17 protein-coding genes are annotated in these 22467 nt (G+C 54.7%); 8 read left to right on the top strand and 9 right to left on the bottom strand.

Annotation, left to right across the window (positions count from 1 at the left end; all coding sequences use genetic code 11):
* Positions 1-59 precede the first annotated feature (59 nt).
* Positions 60-1712, top strand: a complete 1653-nt coding sequence (locus tag ACW4DH_RS06965; RefSeq protein WP_459635650.1) for a methyl-accepting chemotaxis protein — start codon at positions 60-62, stop codon at positions 1710-1712.
* A gap of 46 nt (positions 1713-1758) precedes the next feature.
* The gene (locus ACW4DH_RS06960) at positions 1759-3513 is read left to right on the top strand and encodes a bifunctional diguanylate cyclase/phosphodiesterase (protein WP_459635649.1); all 1755 of its coding nucleotides are present in this window, start codon (positions 1759-1761) and stop codon (positions 3511-3513) included.
* 109 nt (positions 3514-3622) lie between these two features.
* Here ACW4DH_RS06960 and ACW4DH_RS06955 read toward each other — a convergent pair whose 3' ends face one another.
* Entirely contained in the window at positions 3623-5230 is a 1608-nt protein-coding gene (locus tag ACW4DH_RS06955) for an inorganic phosphate transporter (protein WP_459635648.1), read from the bottom strand.
* 410 nt (positions 5231-5640) lie between these two features.
* Between ACW4DH_RS06955 and ACW4DH_RS06950 the strand changes: the two genes are divergently transcribed.
* The gene (locus ACW4DH_RS06950) at positions 5641-7899 is read left to right on the top strand and encodes a bifunctional metallophosphatase/5'-nucleotidase (RefSeq protein WP_459635647.1); all 2259 of its coding nucleotides are present in this window, start codon (positions 5641-5643) and stop codon (positions 7897-7899) included.
* A 97-nt stretch (positions 7900-7996) separates the two neighbouring features.
* Here the strand turns inward: ACW4DH_RS06950 and ACW4DH_RS06945 are convergent, their stop codons facing one another.
* Positions 7997-10585 (bottom strand): ExeM/NucH family extracellular endonuclease, encoded by a 2589-nt coding sequence (locus ACW4DH_RS06945; RefSeq protein WP_459635646.1) that lies wholly within the window; start codon positions 10583-10585, stop codon positions 7997-7999.
* A gap of 267 nt (positions 10586-10852) precedes the next feature.
* The gene (locus tag ACW4DH_RS06940; RefSeq protein WP_459635645.1) at positions 10853-11200 is read right to left on the bottom strand and encodes a hypothetical protein; all 348 of its coding nucleotides are present in this window, start codon (positions 11198-11200) and stop codon (positions 10853-10855) included.
* A gap of 357 nt (positions 11201-11557) precedes the next feature.
* Here ACW4DH_RS06940 and ACW4DH_RS06935 point away from each other — a divergent pair, with 357 nt between their 5' ends.
* Positions 11558-12292, top strand: coding sequence for a ParA family protein (locus tag ACW4DH_RS06935; RefSeq protein WP_459635644.1), 735 nt, complete (start codon positions 11558-11560; stop codon positions 12290-12292).
* A gap of 913 nt (positions 12293-13205) precedes the next feature.
* Here ACW4DH_RS06935 and ACW4DH_RS06930 read toward each other — a convergent pair.
* On the bottom strand, positions 13206-13373 hold the full coding sequence (locus ACW4DH_RS06930) for a hypothetical protein (RefSeq protein WP_459635643.1): 168 nt from the start codon (positions 13371-13373) through the stop codon (positions 13206-13208).
* 783 nt (positions 13374-14156) lie between these two features.
* On the bottom strand, positions 14157-14519 hold the full coding sequence (locus ACW4DH_RS06925) for a hypothetical protein (protein ID WP_459635642.1): 363 nt from the start codon (positions 14517-14519) through the stop codon (positions 14157-14159).
* A 998-nt stretch (positions 14520-15517) separates the two neighbouring features.
* Here ACW4DH_RS06925 and ACW4DH_RS06920 point away from each other — a divergent pair.
* The gene (locus tag ACW4DH_RS06920; protein WP_459635641.1) at positions 15518-15772 is read left to right on the top strand and encodes a hypothetical protein; all 255 of its coding nucleotides are present in this window, start codon (positions 15518-15520) and stop codon (positions 15770-15772) included.
* 227 nt (positions 15773-15999) lie between these two features.
* Here ACW4DH_RS06920 and ACW4DH_RS06915 read toward each other — a convergent pair whose 3' ends face one another.
* On the bottom strand, positions 16000-16404 hold the full coding sequence (locus tag ACW4DH_RS06915; RefSeq protein ID WP_459635640.1) for a tetratricopeptide repeat protein: 405 nt from the start codon (positions 16402-16404) through the stop codon (positions 16000-16002).
* A gap of 257 nt (positions 16405-16661) precedes the next feature.
* Here ACW4DH_RS06915 and ACW4DH_RS06910 point away from each other — a divergent pair, with 257 nt between their 5' ends.
* Together ACW4DH_RS06910 and ACW4DH_RS06905 are read left to right on the top strand one after the other, a co-directional pair.
* Complete coding sequence (locus ACW4DH_RS06910; RefSeq protein WP_459635639.1) at positions 16662-16895, top strand: hypothetical protein; 234 nt, start codon at positions 16662-16664, stop codon at positions 16893-16895.
* Between the two features lie 263 nt (positions 16896-17158).
* Positions 17159-17413, top strand: coding sequence for a hypothetical protein (locus tag ACW4DH_RS06905; RefSeq protein WP_459635638.1), 255 nt, complete (start codon positions 17159-17161; stop codon positions 17411-17413).
* 71 nt (positions 17414-17484) lie between these two features.
* Here the strand turns inward: ACW4DH_RS06905 and ACW4DH_RS06900 are convergent, their stop codons facing one another.
* Positions 17485-17874, bottom strand: a complete 390-nt coding sequence (locus ACW4DH_RS06900; protein ID WP_459635637.1) for an AAA family ATPase — start codon at positions 17872-17874, stop codon at positions 17485-17487.
* Between the two features lie 253 nt (positions 17875-18127).
* Here ACW4DH_RS06900 and ACW4DH_RS06895 point away from each other — a divergent pair, with 253 nt between their 5' ends.
* On the top strand, positions 18128-18301 hold the full coding sequence (locus tag ACW4DH_RS06895) for a hypothetical protein (RefSeq protein WP_459635636.1): 174 nt from the start codon (positions 18128-18130) through the stop codon (positions 18299-18301).
* 1322 nt (positions 18302-19623) lie between these two features.
* Here ACW4DH_RS06895 and ACW4DH_RS06890 read toward each other — a convergent pair.
* Together ACW4DH_RS06890 and ACW4DH_RS06885 are read right to left on the bottom strand one after the other, a co-directional pair.
* A complete protein-coding gene (locus tag ACW4DH_RS06890; RefSeq protein WP_459635635.1) occupies positions 19624-21333 on the bottom strand; it encodes a potassium/proton antiporter in 1710 nt (569 codons plus the stop codon).
* A gap of 221 nt (positions 21334-21554) precedes the next feature.
* Entirely contained in the window at positions 21555-22337 is a 783-nt protein-coding gene (locus ACW4DH_RS06885) for an aminoglycoside phosphotransferase/kinase family protein (protein ID WP_459635634.1), read from the bottom strand.
* Positions 22338-22467 lie beyond the last annotated feature (130 nt).

Below are 22467 nucleotides of genomic sequence, written 5' to 3'. Positions count from 1 at the left end.
TCACGGAGTGTCCAGCCAAACATCCAAAGACAGGTACCGATATGCGGCTACTCAATCGCATGACCATCAGACTCAGCTGGTCGCTGGTGCTGTTCGCTTTTACCCTCATCATTCTGGGAGCCGGCGCGCTGGGGCTGTATTCCAACCATCACAGCCGCAGTGCCTTCGGCACCCTGAACCAGATCAACGTCGAGCAGACTCAGGCGCTCAACGATGCCTATATCGGGATGCTGCGCGCCCGGGTGGAGATGGACCGAGCCGCCCAACTCGTTCGCCGGCCCTCCTTCGATCGCCCCGAGCCCGTGATTGAGCAAGCAGAGACATTGATGACCAGGGCTGCCAGCGATTTCCAGCGCTTCATCGAGGTTCCAGCCCAGCCGGAACAGGCCGAAGCTATCGAGACACTGCAGACGCGCTTCCAATCGCTGCTCAACACTGGCCTGAGCCTGCAGTTGATGCTGCTGAAGGACAAGGATATCGCTGCCTACGACTCGGGACAGGCCCGGGTCAGCGACATGAGCCAAGCCTTTATGGAGAGTGCCGACACCTTCTTCGCCGCTTCTGCCGCCAGCGGCATAGGCTTATCCCGCCGCTTCGAGACCATGACCACTTGGCTGAATCGCGCCATGGGGGTGGCATTGATCGCGGCGCTATTGACCGTTGCCCTCGTGATCTGGGGCGTCAATGCCAATGTTCTGCGCCCGCTCAAGCGCATCATCGAGCATTTTCGCCGTATTGCCGAAGGGGATCTGTCGCAGCCTATCGAGACACATGGCAACAATGAAATTGGCCAGCTTTACAGCGAGCTGGGCCGAATGCAGGCATCGCTGGCCGGCACTGTCACGCATATGCGTGACAGCAGCGGCCTCGTCCTCGAGAGTGCCCACCGGATGCGCGAAGGCAACCAGGAATTGGCCTCGCGAACGCAGCAGCAGGCCGCCTCGCTCGAACAGACAGCCGCCGGCCTGGACGAACTGACCGCTAACGTAGCGCACAGTGCCGATCACACCCATCAGGCCAGTCAGCTGGCGGAGGATGCCACCTGCAGAGCCAGGGAAGGCGAAGGTGTCGTAGCGGCATTCGTCGGCACCATGAGCGAGATCCATACCCGCTCGGCGCAGATCGGGGAAATCACCGGCCTGATCGACACGATTGCTTTTCAAACCAACATTCTGGCGCTCAATGCCTCGGTGGAGGCAGCGCGCGCCGGCGAGCATGGCAAAGGGTTCGCGGTGGTCGCCAACGAAGTCCGCTCACTCGCCACACGCAGCAGCGACGCTGCCCAGGAAATCCGCAAACTTATCGACGCCTCCCGGGCCAGCGTGGACCAAGGCAATGCCCTATCGACCCGTGCCAACGACGACATGCGCTCAATCGTCGATGCCATACAACAGGTCAATAGCCTGATCCAGCAGATCGCCCAGGCCTCCACGGAACAGCACCAAGGTATCGATCAGCTCAATCAGGCCATGAACCAGATGGAAGCGGCGACCCAGCACAACACTCGGCTGGTCGAGCAAGCGACAGGTTCGGCCAGGGACCTCGAAGACGAAGCTGCACGGATGCGTGCTTTTGCTGCTCGCTTCTCCACCGCGGATGTGCCGGCCCCGAGCCTGGCGAGTCACGAAACAAGAGCCGAGCATGAAGACGAAGCCCCTGTATGGCAGCCACACATGCTGACTTCATATCCGTCAGGCGCAGTTGCTTCCTGATGGGCGCTTACCTTGCCACTACCGTCCCCGCCAGGAGCCGCCCCGCATGCAAGACGCCATGTTACTGGAATCCATCCTGCGCGAAGAAAAACTGACGCCGCTCTTTCAACCCATAGTGGATGCCGGCAGTCAAACCATCTTCGGTTATGAGGCTTTGATACGTGGGCCCTCCGGTTCACCGCTACACTCGCCTCTCACCCTGTTCGATACGGCCGCACGTACCGGGCACCTGGTAGAACTCGATCTGCTGTGCCGGCGCCTGTCGATCCAGCGCTTCATGCACCTAGGGCTAACGGGACAACTGTTTCTCAATGTCATGCCGACCTCACTGACCGAGAGTGATTTCCGGGAGGGGCTGACCATGAGCTTTCTCGACAGCGTAGGTATGGCGCCGGCGCGCGTGGTCATCGAGCTGACCGAGCATACCCCGATACATGACTATGATCTGATGCGCCAGGCGGTTGCTCACTATCGCAGCATGGGTTTCAGGGTCGCCCTGGATGATCTGGGCGCCGGCTATTCGAGCCTTCGTCACTGGGCCGAACTGCGCCCCGATTTCGTCAAGATCGACCGCCACTTCGTTAACGACATCGATCACGATCCGCTGAAACGCCAATTCCTGCAGTCCCTGCTAGAGGTCTCGCGTAGCCTGGATTGCCGAGTGATCGCCGAAGGTATCGAGACTCCGGGAGAATACCACTGCCTCTGGGGCCTGAACTGGCCATACCTGCAAGGCTACTATTTCAGTCGTCCCAGCGAGAGTCCCCCCAGGGCCATCGAACATTTGCTGCCGGCCAACGATCGATCCGAGAGTATTTCGGGAGACACCGCAGCCATGCTGTGCCGACATGTCGAGCCTATCGAGCGCAGCACACCGGTTCTCGAAGTCGTCGAGCGCTTCCGGAAACAGCCGGATCTACGCTGCATAACGGTGATCGATGAGGGCCGACCGGTAGGCGTCATTCGCCAGCTCGACTTTCTTCACTTGTTCACCAACCCCTTCAGCCACTCACTCTATGCTCGGCGCACCATCGACGACATTCTCGATACGCGCATGATCGTGACGAGCGAGAGTACGCCCCTGGAAATCCTTAGCCAGCAGATCACCGGAGCATCGCGCTTCGAGCAACAGGATTTCGTGATTGTCGACGAGCATCAGCTTTACGTTGGCATGGGTACAATCGTCGACTTGCTGCGCGAGATAACAGCGATCCAAGTCCGCTGCGCCCGCCATGCCAATCCCTTGACCGGCCTGCCGGGCAACGTATCGATCAATGAAATGCTGACTCGACGGCTCGGACAGGGCCAGCCCTTCGCCGCGATCTACTGCGATCTGGATAATTTTAAAGCTTATAACGACGCCTATGGGTACGTTCACGGGGACCAGGTCATCACTGCCCTATCGCAGCTGTTGCTGAAGCATGCCAACGAGGCGAGCGATTTTGTAGGCCATGTCGGCGGCGACGATTTCATGATGATTCTGCAGATCGACCGTGCACGTGCCACCTGCACGGCCATTCTCGAAGACTTCGAGCGCCTCGCACCGGAGTTTTATTCACCCGAACATCGCCGCCAAGGGGGGCTGAGGATGAAGAACCGTCGAGGAGAGGAATCCTCCTTTCCCATCGTCAGTTTGTCCATTGCTTTACAGCCGGTGACGGCGGAATCGCACCACAATGCGCTGGACATCGCCAACAGTCTCAGTGAGCTCAAACATCAAGCCAAGCAACGTCCCGGCAATAGCCTGTTTATCGACCGGCGCCATCCGGCTTTTCGTCCCACGGCCACCAGCCCTTCATAAGTTACGCTAACGACCTTTCCCGCTCCGCCAAGCTTGTACCGGAATGATTGGCCAGGGAATACAGGGTGTGTAAGCCCGCAACTCAGCCTGAACGAAGCGTTCTCGCAGGTTACATCACAGCATCCAGCAGCAGGAAAATCGCAGCACTTAAGGTAGCGGCGGCTGGCAAGGTAACCACCCAGGCCAGGCCGATGGGTTTCATCATTGCCCAGTTGGCGTTGCGATTGACCAGACCGATGCCCAGTACGGCACCGATCAATATGTGCGTACTCGAGACGGGGATGCCCGACACCGTCGCCAGCAGAACCACGCCTGCCGCCGAAAGCTCAGCGGAAAACCCCGAGGCGGGGTGCATTCTGGTTAGGTTATGCCCCACCGTGGCAATAACTTCCTTGCCGATGAACCAGAGCCCCGCCACGAGCGCCACGCCAAAAGCCAACATGGCGGCAGCCGGTACGGGCGCCTGCTCGGCGGCGACCCCGGTACGCAGAACGTCCAGAATGGCGGCAAAGGGAGCAATGGCGTTGGCAATATCATTGGCACCGTGACTGAAAGCGAAGCCGGCTGCCGTGAACACCTGCATCCAACTGAACAGCAAAAATGTTGAGCGGTCGAGAGAGGTTCCTTTCAGTATCTTGGTGAGAATGAATACCCCCATCCAGACCAGGGCTGCAACCATCATCATGATGAGAATGTTATTAACCAGGGTCAGCCCAAGGTTAAGATTGGTAAGCCCCTTGAAAATCAACATGGCGGATATTATGAGGGAGCCCAACGCCGCAATGGCGGGCACGAATCTTTCGAGCGCCTGGCTAGCCTTGACCGACTCACGCTGCCGCTCGATGTCACGCAGCCGTCGATAGAATTCGGTCTCGAGCTCTTCGGAGTCGTAATCATCTTCCGATCGCGTTTCGGCATCTCTGACTAGCGCCGACGTGTAGTTGACCTTTTCCTGCTCGCTGAGATTCTGGAACATTATTTTATGTTCATTCTTTAATCTTTTCTTGCTGGCCTTTATCTGCTTCAGGTGGTCAATTGCCTCATCGTTATAAGTCAGCACGTTTTTCTTGATGATGGAATACAATATATAGGAACCCGTGCCGCCCAAGACCGGCGAAAGGATCCAGGACAGTGCGATGGTGCCTACCTGAGACCAGTGCACCAGCGTCAATGCCTGATCCATGCCCACCATCAACATCCCCAGCGTGATCGAGCTGCCCACTATCCCGCCGATGATCGAATGCGTCGTGGATACGGGATAACCCCGTCGGGTAGCAAACAATAGCCATAACGCAGCGGCCAGCAACGCCGACATCATGATATAAGCGAAACGCATGGGCTCGACACTGATCGAGCCTAGATCGACAATGCCCTCACGGACGGTCTCGATCACTTCTCCCCCGGCAATCATGGCGCCGCTTACCTCGAAAATAGCTGCGACAAGCAATGCCTGTTTAATACTTAACGTGCCGGCGCCGATACTGGTTCCGAAGGAATTGGCAACATCATTGCCACCGATATTGAAGGCCATGAACAGGCCAAACAACGTCGCCAGGATAAAAATAATTATTTTGTTATCATGGGTGTAATCTAGCCCCCATATCATAAATCCCACCAGACTTGCCAACATCAACAAACCGAAGAATATATCCAGCCGGATGCTTCTAACACGAGATGATTCATCAGCTGAAGGGGATGCACCGTTGGAATCGCTCATAATTTCTCCAGAGTCGCCAGCATTACGCAGCTCATTATTGGAGACGCTATGTTTCCTTTTTATGAAGCCAGCCTACGACAATCGTGTTTTACCTATCAGCCTCCACTCTTGGCCTGGGCATCGATAAACAATGACACAACACGTTATTACAGGTCGTCCATTTATTTAACAAACCTTGCTTCGCAATTACCGCACTGCCTCAGAACCGTCATGATAGAAACGCTACTCTAAGCTCTGTCTGAAAAATCGGCGAGCGCAGGCATTTTTCAGACTAAGCGATAGTCAAACAATAAATAGTTACTCCCCACCCTCGCACTCGCTACACATCATGCAAGGAGTCCCCTATGTACGGCTTATCCAAAGCGATGACAAAAGTGCCGGATCATCATTTCTTCGGTATATCACCGTTTATGCCCATAGATCGTGTGCCTTTTGCCTCGGAAAAAGACCACTTCGCGCATTATTCGGATCTGTTTGCAGATGCCGATTTCTTCCCCGCACTACTGGAAGCCGGCCAGGAGTATTTCAAAGGCATCGTGAAGGCCTTGGAGCGTCTGGAAGAAGCCTTCACCCCGGACGATGAGCCCGACACGCCGGCAGAACCCGATAATTACACCTTACAGTTGCTGCATGCCTCCGATATGGAGGGGGGCGGCACCGACCTGCTCAATGCGCCCAATTTCGTTGCAATCGCCGACTATCTCGAAGAGCAGTCGGAAAACTCCCTCTTCATTTCTTCCGGTGATCTGCTGCTTTCCGGCCCTTATCAATCGGCCGCTGGCAGCGATGAACTGCAACCCGCCTTGCAGCGTGCCAACGAGCAGCTCTATGGTCTCGAGGCCGGCAGTCTGTCCGGCCTGGAAGCCGGTACCGGGCGCGTCGACATCACCTTGGCCAATCTGCTCGATGCTCAGGCCGTCACCTTCGGCAACCATGAGTTCGACCAAGGCACCAGCTTCCTCGAAAGCCTGATTGCTCCTGACGTCGAGGGCGGAAGCCTTGCCGATATTGCCTGGACGGGGACGCAGTTCCCCTATATTTCCAGCAACCTGAATTTCTCCGGTGACAGCGCTCTCGCGCCTCTGGCCACCGAGCAGACGCAACTGCCCCCTGAGTCCTTCGAGGCCATCCCGCGGGCACTGGTGGAAGATTACAGTGATGACGGTGAAGTCAACGTACCCAAGATCGCGCCGTCGACGGTCATCGAGGAAGGCGGCGAAAGCATCGGAGTGATCGGCGTTACCACCCAGGTACTGGAGAGCATCTCCAGCCCCGGCGACGTCACGGTCGAAGGCAACGGCGAAAACGACATGCAGGCCCTGGCGGCTCTCATCCAGCCGCAGATCGACGCGATGGAAAGCGAGGGTATCAACAAGATCATCGTCTCCTCGCACCTGCAACAGATTCAGTTGGAAGAAGAGCTCGCTACGCGGCTCGACGGCGCCGACATCATCATCGCCGGCGGTTCGGACACTTTTCTTGCCGACGAGGAGGACATCGAGCGCGGCCTGCTTCAGCCCGGTCAGCAGGCACCCTACGCCGGCTACCCCATCCTCACTCAGGATGCCGCCGGTGACGACGTGGCCATCGTCAACACCGATGGCGGCTGGCGCTACGTCGGTCAGTTGACGGTCGATTTCGATTCGCAGGGTCGTTTGATCGCCGACTCGATCGATCCGGAAAGCTCGGGCATTTATGCCTCGACGGATGAGCAGGTCGAAGCGCTGTGGGGCGATCGCGAGGCGGCGTTTGCCGACGGCACCAAGGGGGCTATCGCCGGGGCTTTGGTCACTGCCGTGGACGATATCGTCCAGTCTCAGGACAATAACGTGCTGGGGTTAACCGATGTCTATCTGGAGGGCCGGCGCGAGCAGGTCCGCACCGAGGAAACCAACCTGGGCGACCTGACCGCCGATGCCAACCTGTGGTATGCCCAGCAAGTCGACGATAGCGTGCTGGTCTCGTTCAAGAACGGCGGCGGGATTCGTGAGCCCATCGGCCAGGTGGTGACCGTAGGTAGCGATACGAGCCTGGAGCCTCCCGCCGATGGCGAAGTCTCGCAGCTCGACGCGGGTTCCGCCCTGCGCTTCAATAATGATCTGGCGCTTCTGACACTGACCCGCTCGGAACTCATCGATGTACTCGAACATGCCGTCGCAGCCTCGGAGGAAGGCCAGACGCCGGGCCAGTTCGCTCAGGTCGCGGGGATCAGCTACAGCTTCGACTGGGAGCAACCTGCCGGCGAGCGCATTCAAAGTGCCGCAATCCTCGGTGAGAACGGCGACATCAGCGACGTGCTGGTACAAGATGGCGAGCGGGTCGGCAATGCGGACGGTGAAGTGCGCGTAGTGACGCTGGGCTTTCTGGCCGACGGTGGCGACGGCTATCCCCTCGGCGATGTAGTTGCCGATAATACCGCGCGCGTCGACCGGACGGACCTCGTCGATGCCGGGCTCGAGGAAGGCGACTTTACCTTCGCCCAGGCCGGCACCGAGCAGGACGCCTTCGCCGAGTATCTCGGCGAGTTCTACATAGAAGCCCCCTTCGACATGGCAGAGACGCCCATCGCCGAGGACGAGCGTATCCAGAACCTGGCCTACCGCGAGGATACGGTACTCACCGGGATCGAGACTTCGACAGTGGAGAGCGGTCTGCTGGCAGCAGCCTGATGGCGTGGCCCCGAAACGACCATCCATGGATGGTCCTAAACGACAATGCCCGCCGAAACCGGCGGGCATTGCGTTACAACATACAGGGATTTCCAGACTACATGGCGATAGCCGCTTCGCTGGCATCACTGGTCGTATTCAGTCCGACGATCACCGGGTCATGATCGGAGCTACGATACGGCGTCGGGGCGTAAAGTTCTTCCTGAGCCTCGGCATCATCACCCCAGATATTATAATCCAATGCCGTGGCTTCGTCGGCATTGATATGCCAGGTGGTGGTCCCCGTCACCTGCTCGGTCAATGACTCGCTGGCCAGGGCATGATCGAGCGATCCCCACTGCCCGTCGTAGACATACGAGTAATCATCGTCGAGCAATGTGAAACCCTCGTCCTGCAGCGTGGTCACGGGGTCTTCCATGGCATAGCTGTTGAGGTCGCCGATTACCAGCACATCACTGTCGCCGCTGCCGGTGGGGTCGCTGGCGATCCAGTCGTTCAACTGCTCGGCAGCTTCGACGCGGGTCGGGTTATTGTTGCCCTGCCCATCCCCAATGGCTTCCTCGCCCTCGATCACGCTGCCCTTGGACTTGAAGTGATTGACAACCACCGAGAAGACGCCGCCGGTATCCAGGTCACGAAAGGTCTGCATGATCGGCGCGCGGTTGGCATAGGCGAATGCGTCCTCTGTCGTAGTCGCCGCGGCACCGACCGGGTCAACCGCCTCGCTGTTGTAAATGATGCCCACGGTGATCGCATCATCGCCGGGGACGGCAATGGCGCTCTCCTCGTCCTGCGGATCGACACGTGGCGTGGCATAGGCCCAAGTCACGTCATCGCCGGCTTCGGCATTGAGCGCGTCGACCAGGTTGGCGATGGCGCTGTCACTGTCGTAGCCGTTGTTCTGCAGTTCCATCAGACCAACCACCTCGGCATCGGTACCGTTGATGGCGCTGACGATCTTGTCCTGCTGGCGGATGAATTCTTCCTGGGACTCGGCGCCACGTGGCCCCTGCTCAACACCGCCGGGGGTAAGGAAGGTGTTGCCGTCCTGATCAAGCGTAGTGAAGTAATTGAGCACATTGAACGAGGCGACCTCGAGCGATGGTGTGCCATTCTCGCTGAGTTGCGTGCTGTCGGGTTCGGCCTCGCGGGGATTGGTCGCCTCGAAATCGACTCCCGCGGTAGACTGCACGCGGTATTCATCAAAGCTGAAATCGAGAACGCCGGTCACTTCCTCGACACTATCACCGCCGCGCAGAGGATTTTCCGCGGACAATGGCTCACCGTCGCGGCCGAAGATGAGCGGGTACGGGTTTGTCTCGGCGCTGGCGTCGTCGAGAATAATGGTGCGCGCGGATATCTCTTCCTGCTGGGCGGCGTAGCCCTCCTCGCTGGGCGCGTTGTTTTCAGTGTACTGCTCGATGCGCCCGCCCGAGGAGAGCGTGACCTGGCCGTATTGCCCGAGTTGATAAAGCTCGGTCACGGTCAATCCCTCATTGTCCTCGGCATCAACCACGACACGCATGCCCTCGAAGGGCTCCAGTTGGTTGTCCTCATAAGGTAACGACACGCGCTGACTGCTTGGTAGGGTCAGGCCGCTTTCGAGCACTTCGATCCCAGAGGTGATGTCGAGCTCGGTTCTGCCGTTGTATTCGCTGACTTCGCCGCTCACCTCGACCCGGTCACCAGCGGAAAGCGCGGCGAGTTGCTCCTCGCTGTCGCTGCCGGTGTAGACGAAGATGCCCTCCGAAGTCAGCGGATCGTCATCGATCGCATCATCGGCCTGCTGCAGGAAGAAACCGTCCATACCTGGCGCCACCATCGTCACGATAGCGTTGACCTTGACCGCCTCACCCGCCAACGGGCTGCTGTCGCCGCTGCCTTGGATAGCGTGAATGGCGGTCAGTTCGGCGGGAGGCTCATCTTCTCCATCCTCATCCCCAGCGCCGCTACCGTCGCTCCCCTCATCATCGCTGCCTGTCTGTTCACCGGGATATCCCAAGCCCTCGAACGTATCCTGTTCCAGCGCCTGCCACTGGTCGGTATCGTAACTGTCACTGCCCTGGGTCACACCGCCCTCACGACGCAGCGTGACATTCTCGGCGTATTCCTCGTCATTGCCCACCTCTCCCAACACATCAAGCGTCTCGTCATCGGGGCCAGTGAGCACCAGCGCGTCGTTGCCGTTGAAGTTAGTGATACCTGAGACGCCATCGGCGCGCGCCAACAACGCCTCACTGGCCTGGCTGTTGGCAATGACCAGCACGGCGCCGGCAGCCAGTGTGCCGTACTCGCTGAGGTCGAGCGTCGACGAGGAGGAAGTATTGCCGTTGCTGTATAACGCCAGCTGATAGCCGTCGAGCGCCAATGCCTCGTTACCGGTGTTGGTTAATTCGAGCGCCTTATTGTAGCTTGAGCCTTCTACATACTCCGAAATGATCAAACCGCCTTCCGGCTCCATCGGCGGCTCGGGTTCGGGCTCACCAGGAGCGGGATCGAAGAACTCTTCCAGACGGTCGGCGATTTCGCCCAGCAACCCCGAGATCTTCCAAGCGTGATCTCCATGCAGTACGCGGGCCACGGCATCGCTGAGGGCACTGGGCTTGAAGTGCAGATGTTCTCCCCAGCCATTAAGGAAACTGGAAGCTTCGTTAATAACAGACCCTTTATTATCTCGTATATTCATCCTTGCTCTCCATCGTGGCGAATTAGATGTGCAGTACCCATGACAGTAGACATGACCGAAACTCAGCATCCACGATGCGTATGTCAGGCCAATGAAGGATTAGTAACTTCAGGTAAACGCACACGTAAGCCGTTAACGTGAGCAAATATAATGACCCGTACATGACGACGTAGCTCAACGATGATGGCCGCAATCTATCCCGCTTCAACCAACCGCATCACTTGATGAGTCTGATTCTAACCCTGACGAGGATGCGTCATTGTCAGATTAAAAGCGAGTGACGCCCCTCGCCTCGCGGGTATAGCTCATGCGCCGAGGAAACACGGTGATTCGGACGCTACCGCAGCCCTTGCAGGAAAGCTGGGTCGAGGCCTGAACCAGCCGGCAGGCTTCGCATATTGCACCGCGCAGGCCCTCCGGCTCCCAGCCGCCTAGCGCCATGAAAGTGATGCTGTCATCCTCCATTTTATGTTTACAGGACAGGCCCAAGTGATACACACCGGTTGCCTGCATTGCCCTTTGAAGCTCGCGCTCATCTACGCTGATAGTGATTTCAGCATCATCAGGCAGATCAGACAGCAGACTCAGCAATTCACGCTTGGTTAATGTTTTCATGCTAATGTGCCTCCGGCAATGTTACTTATAACAACCGCTTCAGGCAGAGCGAACAAGCTCGGTGAGCTGACTGCCCTATCGATGAGAGCCATCAAGCCTCTCCGAACTCATGATGCCCGATGAAGATGACGACTACGTGGCAGAAGCCGCGTTTGGCAATTAGGAGTTGAATTGAAACACGCCGAAATGGCTAATCCCCACCGAATGGAACATTCATATCATTCTCGAGCGATAACTCGAGAGGTTTGCTGGCTCCCAAAGCTGCCGATAGCAGAACCAAGCCGCCTTGCCATCCGACAGTCATGAAAGCCGGTCAATATGCTCTAGGCAGGCATACAGCTCAACGGAGAATTATCTATGCGAATGCTGGCCCTCTATAGCATCAAGGGCGGAGTGGGGAAGACTGCCTCTGCTGTCAATCTAGCAGCGGAAGCGGCGATCAACGGCTATCGCGTATTGCTGTGGGATCTCGACCCGCAAGCGGCTACGACCTTTTATCTGCGGGCCAAACCCAAGGTGCGGGGCGGTGTCGACAAGCTACTTAAGGGGAAAGCGGCGTTCGATAAGGTAATCCGTGCCACCGATATCGAAGGGCTTGACCTGTTACCGTCATCCTTCGGCTCCCGTGAAATGGATCAGCTGTTGGAAGGCAAGAAGTCCAGCCGCCTGCGCAAGATTCTCAAACCCGTCAGCGATGACTATGACCTGGTGCTGCTGGATTGCCCCCCGAGCATCTCAACGCTCTCAGACCAGGTTTTCTCCAGTGTAGATGTTCTGCTGGTGCCTATAGTTCCCACTACGCTCTCGCTGCGAACACTCAACCAACTGCGCAAGCATCTTGACGAGGAGGATCATACCTGCCCGATCTGGCCATTCTTCACTCTCGCTGACCGACGCAGGAATCTTCATCGTGACGTGATGGCAGATTTACCCAAGCAGTGGCCGGCTCGGCTTTCCTCGATTATCCCCTATGCCGGTGTCGTGGAGCGCATGGGCCTTGAAAAAGCGCCTCTGTCGCAGTTTGCTAGACGCACAGCTGCCGCACGTGCATATGCCGCGCTGTGGCAAGAGATCGATCAACGGATAAGATAGCGCCATGGGTCGTGTTGAGCCGATAACGGCAACAAGCAGGAGTGATGGCTCGGCTGAACAGCAAACGCGTCCTCTCTCTTGTTAGCCCTGCACGCGCTCTGCAGACAAACCAAGACCTAATCGCCTAGATCTTGCTCAGGCAAGGCAATTGCCCGAGCCAAATGCTTTCAAGCGCTCCCCGTCACCCAGCGCATCGGCCAGGTCCGCTGAGTAGGGACATCTCAATATGGTCTCCACACGTCAGCCTGCGGCCCGGTAACGCATGAGCATTTCGCAGAACAAATGGGCAAGCCGTTTATCGGCTGGACAAATGCGTCAATTGTCGACTGCCTAGGCAGCGTAAAAAACATTGCTCTAGGGGGTGTCGAGAAAGAGCCAGAATCGCTTAGAAAATACCCACTCCGGTGAGTAGCTAAATAATCTTGCGGGTAACAATATGTGCGTTAGTGTAGACACATGGCAATATTGTTTTAACGAAACGGAATTCATGCTATGAAAAGCAGGGAACGTACAGCCGATGTAGCTCGCAGCCGCCTAGGTATCAACATGGAGCGCCGCAAGGAAATAGGGGCTTTCTTACAACTCTGGAATAACATGCATTTGGTCTATCTCAAAGAGATGCAACATAAACGCAAGACGCCCGCTAGAAATGGAAGTGTTTAGAGTGGGTAATTCTAAACATCAAAAGCGCAACATTTTAATACTAAAAAATATTAGTGATACAGCATGGCGGCAAGTAAGATCATCACTTGTTCCCTGCGTAATTGCCCCATCTGAGAAGTTCGGGGCTATTTTTTTGTCTTATCCTCCGCTGTTCACAATCTCAGCCCTCGGTGTGCCAGTGTTGCTCCAACGAATTCGGCGCTTCGCTGTTCCCTGCAGTCGCCATACCATGCAGCCAGCCTAGATGAGGCTACAGCAGGAACAGCATCCAGCCCGCGGAGATAACCATTCCGCCGATGACGCAACCCAGAATAAAGCCCACAGCGATATCCCTCTTGCGGATGTCATGGCGAGTCGGGTGAGTCTTCAGGTCAATCCAGTTTTCTTCGCACGACGTCTCGTTCTTCTTGAAGCTCATGATTTGCCCTTCGTAGAGGTAAGTCAGCGGCTAACCTCTTGCTAGCTGTCTTGCCGATGGCATCTTTGAAGAGCTAACCAAAATAGCACTATGAAACGGTTTTACAAGCCTAATGTTAATTAATGTAAACATTGACGACGGTAGCCTGGCTCCTTGATTCTCTTAAACAGCGCTACCTTCGTCGGGCACCGATGAGCAGGCACCATCCATGTTGGGCAAAGACACACAATGGAAGAGCGAGCAGGTATGCCAAAACACTGTTGCTTCCTCATGCGAGACCTATTTCTTGTCTCGATGATAAGCCTCTAGCGCCAATCTCAAGCCACTGACGTTACGACTTTGTCAATACTGCTGTCCCGCTTGAGTGAGTAAGCAGGACAGCAATATTTGAGTTAACCAGCCTGGCGAAGCTTACGAGCCCGCAGTTTTGTCTTTCTTGGAGTTACGCTCGTCGGAGACATGCTGAAGAATAGCGGTGGAATTTACTCCAAGGGAGAAGGCTGGAGTTCTTACGTCGTGGTGGATAGCCACTTGATTAGCGGACAGAATCCCGCTCATCGACCGGCACGGCAGCCCCCTGATTGAGTTGATGGGTAAACTTCAATAACCTGTATCAGGTTATGCCAGAGGGCGCTCAACAATGGTGCCCTTTTGCCATTTCAACGCGGCTTCTCATGTGTTCTGCACTTTTCTTGTGTTGCCACATAAAGGCAAACCTGCCCGGCTCGTCACCCGCCTTATCGCCAATGACATTACACCCCGCCGTCCCATGGGCAGACGCTTTCATTCTGTCTTGCGCAAGGTCTCCGCGTTCGCCTCGACGTTTACCAGTGCCAGTAAGGATTGGCACGCCGTATCCATCGCCGACACGTCATCGTGGCTTTTCTCGATGGCTTTATCGACCTTGTTGTGTGCCTTAAGCAGGTCTCTCTGAATTTCCGCGAGGTCACGGTACTCAGTCATGTCCTCGTCGTTGACCATCGCCGTGGTCACGGCATGGGCTTCCTTCTGGAGGGCCTTCACTTCGCTACGTGCTTCCTGCTCTCTGAGCTGCTTGCCGTCGTAGCGTCCCTTCCCTGCCTTGATCTGCTTAGCGACATCGAGGATAGCGTCGATATTTTCAATGATGTGTCTAGCTTCGGTCATGTCAAAGTCTCAGCACGGTGAGTAATGGTCTGTTGCGTCCGGGTCTACGCCGGCGTTGTTCGGTAGCGAATGCGCAGGCTGTGGAAAGTTGGGCATGGCGAGAATAGTGGCAGCAATGTTCACTACGGGCCAGAAGCCTTGTGGCACACGCACGGTTGATTGAGGCCCGTTTGAAATATGGGCAAGACGTAGTGATCTACGTGTTCACCATATCAATATAGCGTACAGGAGAAACCATTTATGTACATCCATACAGTAAAAAATGCTCTCGTCTAACAGACCCAGGGGCAGGCTGTGACACCGTCGAAGCGCCATGCTACTGCAGCGCTCCTTCGCCGAGCGGTTTCCTCTGCCGGGGTCCGTGCCCAGGCAGGCAGTGTCGCGTGACGGTAAACTGATCGATGACTTTCTGTTCGTCAATATCAAGCGCACGGTCAATATATACAATGCACCATCCGCCGCGGCCACGTCCGGATCCCCATCGGGGCGTAGATCGTCGCCAAGGTCGAGGTACAGGTTGGGGATGATGTTTGCCGACAAGGTCGGCTTACGCTCTGTTGAGATACCTTTATGACATGGCGAGACAAGAGCCATCACCGTGGCGTCGGTCGCGCATGCAACTCGAGAACCTCCTTGAAGAGGGCTTAGGTCTTGTCTGAAAAATCGGCGAGCGAAGCCCAGACAAGACAAAAATCGGCGAAAGAACGGACTGGGCTCGCACGCGAGTTTACGCGGTGTAAATGAGTACCTTGAGCAGATTTTTAACTTAGTGTGGTCAAGCGCAGACATTTTTCAGACAGGCCGTAATCTCTCCTCCGGTCTTTCACACCTAGTAATGGACATGGTAAAACAAACACCTTCATGACCAAGATTCTAGGAGTTACAAGATAAATTAGTTGCGGTTATTGTAATGCCACACACTGTATACTTTTCGTTACATCGCGCCGTTCCGTAAATGCTACGCTTATCCAACATCATCTGGGACGACGAGGTGCAACATGGCACAAGGATTTCTTCCTTCCAAGCATTCCTATGCAAACCTGATGGCGTCATTGCGTGGCAAGCAACAAGACCCCCGCACGCCTGTAGAGCGTATGAATGATGCTAATCAAAAACTTCAGGAGGCGGTAGTCAGACTTAAGCAGGCGCAAACGCAGATGGAATATAGCGTTAACGATTTACAATTCTCTGTTTCCAAACTACTGGACAAATATCCCGAGCTTCGCAGCAACCAAGCCAGTGCAAAGGATTGAACAACTAGCTGACCATACCTTTTGTAGCTGACCAAGCCCCGACAATCAGGGGCTTTTTTAGATATTATTCACTTCCCTACGCTCTTTCTGGAGGACGTCTGCACTCCTCACGAGGCGTGTCAGAAGCCGGCTCATTTTAATCGTATTTGTGATAGAATTTAATAGTAGGATTTTCAGTATGTAGCATACGGATGCTGGGCAAAGACAGGGCCCGAGCAGTTTCTTTATTATTTGGCACAAGCATAATCATTGAGCCTTTGCTGGGTGGCCTTCGCATTATCATAAACGATTCCATCCCCTCCATGATCTGAAGCCTGTTTCTCGAATACGCTTGGGCTTTCAGCCATTAGCAACTCTAGGTTTCGTTGCGCGCCTGCATGGCATTGCTGTGCAGCTTTATAATACCATCCCAGCGCTTTCTGATGATCCCTGCGCACCCCTTTGCCGTCATCATATAAAATACCTAAATGATATTGCGCTCTAGCATCGCCCTCCTCGGCCAAGGGCTGCCAAAGGCGATGCGCGGTTGCCCAGTCGCCAAAGGTTGCGGCAATGAACCCATTTTCAAAGTCCCCTGCCCATAGCGGCACGGGAAACAACAGTAACACTACAGTCAATAATTGAGCTTTCATAATGTTATCTCCCTCTGCCTTGTGCAGTGCAACTCATTCATGACCATGGCATGAACACGATAACCTCTTACATTACCAGCACTGGATCAAACATCTCCTATCCGAGCCGAAACTACCACTGCACAGCTAAGCGAAAAGTATGGCTTACGGCATGACTCACCCTGTCGGATATGATTTATCTAACAAAAGAAGACATAATGTTGCACTTTTGCTAACCTCAGTAGCAGCAATGCTGCAGGTTACGCAGAGGAACAAAAATGAAATTATTTATCACAACCACGACGGCCATCGCAGCCCTCGGCGTGGGAATGGTTCTTTTCAACACTTCGGAAGAAGTTGATGCGGCGCTTACTCCCGAGCAGGAAAAATATTGCGCTGAAGTGAAAAAATGGCGCATGCAAGAACTACTCGATGTTCCTAAATGGTCAAGGACGTCGGGCTCCCCGGACTTCAAGGGGACCTATCAGCAGTGGTGCGTCTCAACCAAGTAACACATTATAGCGGACCGGCCAGGGAAGCTGATCGTCTTCCTAGATCTTGTCTGAAAAGTCGGCGAGCGCAGCTCAGACAGGACAAAATTAGCGAAATAACGGTCTGGGCTTGCATGTGTATTTACGTAGCGTGGTCGAACGCAGACATTTCCGGGCAGACCGTAACCGCTGTCCAAACGATGACATCAACTGCACATAAACTCTGCTTAACAACCCAAATTACCGCTATACTTCTTTGTATACTTGTGACGGAGAACAGGGCAATGGTAGAAATTACCCGGGATCTTATTCAACGCGCCCAGGAACATCATGACATCAACGCGGTCATCGAAGCTGAAGAGCATGTCCAACCGCCTCCCGAGGATGCGCCACTCGCGACACTTGGTGAAGCGATTTACCAGCTCGAAGGCGAAGGAGACGACATTGGAAACATCGTTGATCGTTACCGTAACGAGGGGTTGACTCCCGCCCTAGCCAGCAATGCCCGGCTATTCTACTTGTCCTTGAACGAGCATTGATTTTCTTCCGGCTATGCGCTACCCAGCCTCACACACAGCTATCCATGGATAACGTTAGTTTATAGTCTCGGCTATAAGGTGATATTAAAGCGATGTCGCATTTTTTCTAGATCTTCCTCCGGCACGTTATGAAGCGAGGCACTACCATGCCGATTTTCAACGATGACCGAGAATACACGATAAGCATATCGCTCAGCGAGCCGATAATAAGGCTTCATTTCACGGTAGCGTGTAAAGGTATTGGCCACTGCAATGTCCTCACCGGATTGCATTTCTCGTTCGACAGCGATTTGGCAGTTCTTATGAGCCGGCCATAACTTATCCATTTCGAAATGGTAATGGCCTTCTCGATCGTAAAAATAGTCGTCTGCAGCAAAGACCCGCCGCGAATCGACGAAGCTTCGAGCAAACGTCGTTTTGCCTGCGCCGGGGAGTCCGCGCACAAGATAAAGATTGAACATATCGTTACCTGGAAACAAGAGAAGCTTTACCACCTACCCTACCCCCGAACAGCAATAGGCGATGGAACCATCCAAAATAACCAGCAATAGCGGCCGCAAGAAAGGGCCAATAGCTCCCGCGCTCTGACTAACCTCATCGGTGCAGTCATGCGCACCCTTACTGGGTTTCCTGCTACTGCTCCCTCCCGTACCGCTTATCCCGAGATTTTGGACTATATATAGCTAGGCTACATTTCTATATAGGGAGGCCATAATGCCAAAGCAAGCACGTATCGAGCCCGTTTTTGAAGCCGATGATCTTAACCCCACGGTCACCGGCTGGCTGGTTATCGATGTAAGCCAGCCCGAAAACGAAACCGTCGTCTCGGAGCATGAAACCCAAGCTGAAGCCATCAAGGCAGCTGAAGAATTCGAGCAGTATTCCTGACTTTTCGGGCATAGCATCATCCCACGAGGAGAATCACGCAACGAGACCAGGCATAAAGCCTGGTCTCGTCTGAGCCGTGCGCCTCATTGACAAGAGGGCTACTTATCGCTTCTTACCAGCGCCAAGGCTGTATAGGTACCAAACAAGACAAAAAGCAGGAAGATTCCGAGCCAGAAGAGCATCTTAAGGTTCCGTTGCACTGCTCTGACAGATAGCGACATCTGCAGATAAAAGCTTGGTAGGCTACTTTGCGTAAACAGTACGTAAGTGCCGTGAACAGCAGGAAACTAATGCCGAAATCACATTTATGCAAGCTTTTAATGCAACACAATGATGAGAAATCTAACCCAGATCAAGGACAAAAGCTAATAAGGTTTGGTAACAGTTTAATTTAAAAGAAAAATTTCGAAAAGAACAGGTCATCATATCTAACCATCAGGAGCCTTCATGACCGTCGTAAAGGCGGTGCCCCGACCAATACGGCTGTGTCTATACGTCAAGAGGATACAGAGCCCAAGTAAGTGATACGGCAATATGCTGAGCTTCTAGCGTAGCCGCTAACGCAATCGCGGCATATTGAGTAAAATATTATTAAGATTTTTCTTTAACAGCATAAGCACTGTCAAAACCGCCCATCAGGATCAGATTCCAGTAAACGCTCCAAAACGTTATCGGGAGGCCTGGTCAAGGCGACGCCAAGGAATTCATAGTCAGTCATGGAGCAATTCGGGCAAGGTGGCTTTGTCATGGGCGGATGGCTGATAAAAACTTCAATATTGCAATTTCGGCAACGGTAAAGGCCTTTTTTGGCGCCTGGCATATTTGCTCCAAGAACAAAATCAAAATGTTTTGTTACGACAAGTAATAAATTTAACGACTACCGTAGGAGCATGCCATATCAATATGCTAAATTATAAGATGAAATACCTCATGTTTAAGCTGGAACATAAACCAAACAATTAATAGGAAATATATTGTTTTTTATCCCTTTGATGATGAAATTAATAATACTACTGATACTAGCAAAGCCCCTTTTGCACCTATTTTTTATTACTCGTGTCCGACATCTTCTCGGGCAGTATTGTTGTTGAAAAAGGGCTAAACCTGCTTCACTCTTTCCGCAAATAATTTCGTTGCATCAATGGCCAGGCGTGGCCTGACCCTTAATGGATGCCACCGGCGCTGTAACGTATGGCGCGTTTTTATCGCATGGAGAGATCGACAGCGCTCATGTTGGGCACATGGCTGTACTCTAAAACCGTTATCCTCAACCCGTTGACCGGCAGCACCATGGTGATTACTGGTATGCTGCTTATGAGAGCTTACTCATAGAGGCGCAGCCCCACACGCGTCACACGGCCACCGTCCATCTCGCTGATAACCCAATGAAAGCCGTGCCAATCGATATCATCTCCCACCACGGGGTGCCCTCCGACTCGCAATGCCACAAACGCCCCCAACGTCATACCCTGCTCTCCGGGGCTCAATGTCAATCCATAGGCATCGGCAACATCGCACAGCAATGCTTCGCCCTCGAGGGTAAAAGTCCCGAAAAAGGCGCGCTCACGCTTGAGCTTCGCCTCGCCATTGAAAAGCCGATTGAGCGCCGGTAAATCGCCGCCACGTCCAATAACGCATATAACATCATTGAGACGTAATTGGGTGCTTCCTTTGGGGTGCAGCATCGCATGCTGACGAAACATTGCGGAAATCAACGCGCCGGATGGAAAACGCAGAAGGCGGATCGGCACATTTTCAAGGGCGTCATTTTCCACCGTATAGACAAACATCTCATAGTCATTCTCAGGCAATATGCCTAGCAGCCCACGCCGCTCAGGAGTCGTCCTGGGGGGGATCTCGACGCGCAACCAACGCGCCATGGGCGCAAGTGTCGAGCCTTGCAATAGCAGCGAAAACAACACGACGAAGAATGCCACGTTAAAGTACAACGCCGCGTTTTCGACACCTGTGATGACGGGAAATATAGCAAGGACGATAGGGACCGCACCACGCAACCCAACCCAGGAGATGAAAAGCGACTCGCGCCAGCGAAATTTGAAGAAAGGCTTGAGGAACAGCAGTACTGCCAAGGGACGTGCAATAAAAATCAGAATTAATGCCAATATGACGCCTGGCAGGGCGTAATCGATCATTTCGCTGGGTGTCACCAGCAGCCCCAGCACCAAAAACAAGCCAATCTGGCTCAACCAGGCCAGGCCATCGTGAACCGGCAAGATAAACTCGAGGTGACGTCCAGGCTGGTTGCCAATCATTAACCCTGCCAAGTATATGGCCAGAAACCCGCTGCCACCGATCAACCCGGTTAGACCGAAAATGAAAAACCCCATCGCCAAAGCCAACAATGAGTAGAGTCCGGGCGCCAAGTCCAGCCAGCGCAGCAGTTTTGCCACCAGCCAGCCACCGCCGACGCCGACCAACAGACCTATGCCGAACTGTGAAACGAAGCGTATAAGCGTACCGACTACACCCGTGGTTTGGCCGATCAACATTTCCGCCAGGGTAATGGTCAGGAAGATCGCCATCGGATCATTGGTGCCGGACTCGATTTCCAACGTGGCCCCAACCCGCTCGTTGAGATTCACGCCCTGTCCGCTGAGCATGGAGAAGACCGCCGCGGCATCCGTGGACCCGACAATAGCGCCCACCAGTAACCCTTCGATAGGACTCAAACCGAAGATCCACATGGCCGCCAACCCGACAATGCCGCTGGTCACGAAAACCCCAAACGTCGACAGCGACAAGGCCGGTTTCAAGCCCACGCGGAACGTCTTGAAACGTGTTCTCAGGCCCCCATCCAACAGAATCATCGCCAGCGCCAACTGCCCGATCAAGAAGGCTCGATAATAGTCGTTGAATTGTATTCCCAGCAGCCCATCTTCCCCGGCGAGCATACCCAGGCCGAGAAATAGCACCAATAGTGGCACGCCGATGCGTGAAGAAACACGGCTACCCACGATACTCAAGGCGATCAGAAAACCGCAAACCAGAAAAAGACTATTGATCGACTCCACGCACTACCTTCCTTTGAATATCTATTTACCCTGATCTACGGTCTGTCTGAAAAATGTCTGCGCTCGACCACACTACGTTAAAAATCTGCTCAAGGTGCTCATTTACACCGCGTAAACTCGCGTGCGAGCCCAGTCCGTTCTTTCGCCGATTTTTGTCTTGTCTGGGCTTCGCTCGTCGATTTTTCAGACAAGACCTAAGGCATCTACGCTGAAGCATGACATTACCAGACAGGCCGAGTCTTCACCCATTGCCAATCCACGTCACCGAACACATTCATCGCCCACAGCACGGCACGCATCCCTGTGCGAAACGCCTGCAGTTCGGGAAGCGGTTGATGGCGGGTATAACACGCCAGGAATGCAGCATACTGAGCGCGGGTTTGACACTGCATCTCCATCAGGCACATATCAAGCTCCCACGGTGCCCATACCAGCGCCTCCCAGTCGCACCAATGCCATCCAGTAGCACCGCACAAGAACTGATCGGGACGCAGATCGGGAAGGCTCCATACTGCCCGGGTCGGTACCGCCATGGTTAGCGGCATGTCGATCTCACCGTAGCGTGGATGCCGCTCGATAAACGCCCGGGCACGTTGCGGCCATTCCGAGAGCGCATGTGTCGCGGTCAGCGGATGTCCCCAGCCGGAGACATGCTCACGGTGCAAACGCCCCAGTTGCTCGCCCAGCAGTTCGGCAAAGGTGGCCGTCATGCTGGGCTTACATGCCTGCCGCCACGGCAGGCTCCATATAGGGGCCCCCTGCAGCCGGCCGAGAAAGGTCAACGGTAGCGGAGGCATGGCCAGGTCCGCTGGCAGGGCGCCTCCCAGGCGCGTTAACGACTCGGGATGCTCCCAACGGTCGAACCCGAAGAGGTCATGGATACCTTTCCAGAAAGGATCTCCAGGCGGCGAAGTACGCGCCAGCTTGAGCAACTGTGGAGCGACGCCACGGGTTTTCCATAGCCAGTTGGCACTGTCGGGCCAGTCCAGTGCGACCGGGGACAAACAGTGTCCCGTGTACGCCATAACGCGATGTGTCAGCTCAACATCGGGGTACATTCAGGCTCCCTTCCTGGCAGGATCAATCCTCGATATCTTGCATGCCCTTGGTGCACTGGGCATGTCGGCCCGACAC

This window comes from Halomonas sp. WWR20, from assembly GCF_054602495.1.
This window is presented reverse-complemented; position numbering and strand designations above follow the sequence as displayed.